Annotated in this window: 1 protein-coding gene; it reads left to right on the plus strand. The window is 62.8% G+C overall.

The genetic code is table 11. From position 1 onward, the window contains the following. The coding region (locus tag AC0L28_RS34560) for a condensation domain-containing protein (RefSeq protein ID WP_473482957.1) at positions 1–2,611 on the plus strand (2,611 nt) is incomplete at both ends.

The following is a 2,611-nucleotide window of genomic DNA, read 5'->3' on the forward strand; positions in this document are numbered from 1 at the left end:
TCGGGATCGAGCGCATCGGGCGCCACGACAACTTCTTCGAACTCGGCGGCCACTCGCTCCTGGCGGTGCAGCTGATGAGCCGTTTGCCGCAGGCCGTCGGTGTCGAGCTGCCGCTGACGAGGCTGTTCGCCAGGCCGGTGCTTTGCGATCTGGCCGAAAGCATCGTCGAGGTGTTGATCCGGACCGGTCCGCAAGACCTGCCGGCGATTGCGACGGTGTCGCGCGACGAGCCGCTTGCGCTGTCGTTCGCGCAGCAGCGGCTATGGTTTTTGGCGCAGCTGGACGAGGGCAGTACGAACTATCACATTCCGCTGGCCTTGCGGCTGCGCGGCGTGCTCGACCGCAGCGCCTGGCAGCGCAGCCTTGACCGTCTGTTTGCCCGTCATGAGGCGCTGCGCGGTGTCTTTGTCGCTCCGGAGGGCAAGCCTTGGTTTGAGGTCCTGCCGTCGGATGCGGGACTGCCGGTGCTCGAGCACGATCTGCGGGAGAGGCCGGATGCAGAGGCGGCGCTTTTGGATCTGTGCCATGAAGAGGCGCAGGCACCCTTCGATCTTGCGCGCGGGCCGCTGATCCGCGGGCGTCTGATCCGGATGTCGGATGAGGAACATGTTTTCCAGCTGACCCAGCATCACATTGTCTCGGACGGCTGGTCGATGGGCGTGCTGGTGCGTGAACTCAGTGAGCTTTACCGGGCGTTTGCAGCCGGACAGGACGATCCGCTGCCACCGCTGGCGATCCAGTATCCGGATTATGCCGCCTGGCAACGGCAGTGGCTGTCGGGGGACAGGCTGCAGAGCCAGGCCCGTTACTGGCGCGAGGCCCTGTCGGGGGCTCCTGCTTGTCTTGCCTTGCCGACGGACCGGCCGCGCCCGGCCCAGCAGTCCTTTGCCGGGGCCGGCGTGCCGGTGGTCATCGATCGGGCGCTGACGCGCGGGCTGAAGCGGCTGGCCAACCAGCAGGGCACGACCTTGTTCATGACGGTGCTGGCGGCCTGGGCGGCGGTGCTGTCGCGCCTGTCAGGGCAGGACGACATCGTCATCGGCGTGCCGAGCGCCAATCGCGGCCGGCGCGAGATCGAAGAGTTGATCGGCTTCTTCGTCAACACCCTGGCGCTTAGGCTCGACTTGTCGGGCGCGCCGAGCGTGTCGGAGCTTTTGGCGAGGACGCGGCGCACGGCGCTGGCCGCGCAGGAGCATCAGGACCTGCCGTTCGAGCAGGTCGTCGAGATCGCGCAGCCGCCCCGGCATCTTGATCACACGCCGTTGTTCCAGGTGATCTTGGCCTGGGAGAACAATGCGGTCGAGTCATTGGACCTGCCGGGGCTGAGTGTGGAGGCTGCCGGGAAGGGGTATGATCAGGTCAAGTTCGATCTGGAGCTCGACCTTGGTGAAGATGGCGATCAGATCGCCGGATCGCTGCACTATGCTACGGCGCTATTCGACGAAGCGACGATCGAGCGGCAGCGCGGCTATCTTTTGGCATTGCTGCGGGCGATGGTTGCCGATGCCGGGCAGCCGGTTGGTCGCATCGAGCTGCTGTCGCCCGAGGAGCGGACCTACCTTTTGGAGGATCTGAACCTGACGGACGCGGACTATCCGTCGGATCTTTGCATCCACGAGCTGTTCGAGGCGCAGGTGCGTCAGGCGCCGGATGCGGAGGCGGTGGTCCATGAGGACGAGCGCCTGAGCTATGGCGAGCTCAATGTGCGGGCCAACCGGCTGGCCCATCATCTGATCGCCCTTGGAATCAAGCCGGGGAACCGAATTGCGACAGTGCTGGACCGCTCCGTCGCTCTTGTCGTGGCGCAATTGGCGGTCCTCAAGGCGGGCGGAGTGTATGTGCCGATCGATGGTGGCGTTCCGTCTGCGCGACAAGGATGGCTGATTGCCGACTGTGCTGCGCGCCTCGTGCTTAGCGAGGGTGACGATGAATTGGTTGATGTGACGGTCCCTGTTCTGTCTGTTGGGCCACTCATGGCTGAGAATGGGTCTAACGCCGACCCTGGCTTGACGTTAAGCGCCGAGGCCGCGGCTTACGTGATGTACACTTCCGGCTCGACCGGCCTTCCCAAGGGGGTTGTTGTTCTTCATCGTGCGGTCAACCGGCTCGTCATCAACAATGGCTATGCGAAGATCGATGCCCGAGATCGTGTGGCGTGGGTGGGTAATCCCGCCTTCGACGCCAGCACATTTGAAGTGTGGTCCCCGCTGCTCAACGGTGGCTGCATTATTGCATTGGATGCTACCACCGTTATAAATCCTTCAAATTTTGCCAAGTCACTTGAACAGCAACGGGTGACAACCCTTTTCCTAACAACAGCGTTATTCAACAAATATACGTCATCGATCGCTCCAGCGTTGGCACAACTTAAGTACCTCCTTTCTGGAGGCGAGGCCAGTGACGTTCCCTCATTTTTGAGACTGCTGAGAGAAGAAGGTCCTGTACGCCTCATTCACTGCTACGGCCCGACAGAGAATACCACCTTCAGTCTCTGCTACCCCGTACCTGCTGGTTTCGACGGCCGAAGGGTCCCGATCGGCCGTCCGATATCGAACACGCGGCTTTATCTGCTGGATGCTCATGGCGCGCCGGTTCCGTTCGGGGCGGTGGG

The organism is Mesorhizobium sp. WSM4847, from assembly GCF_055811335.1.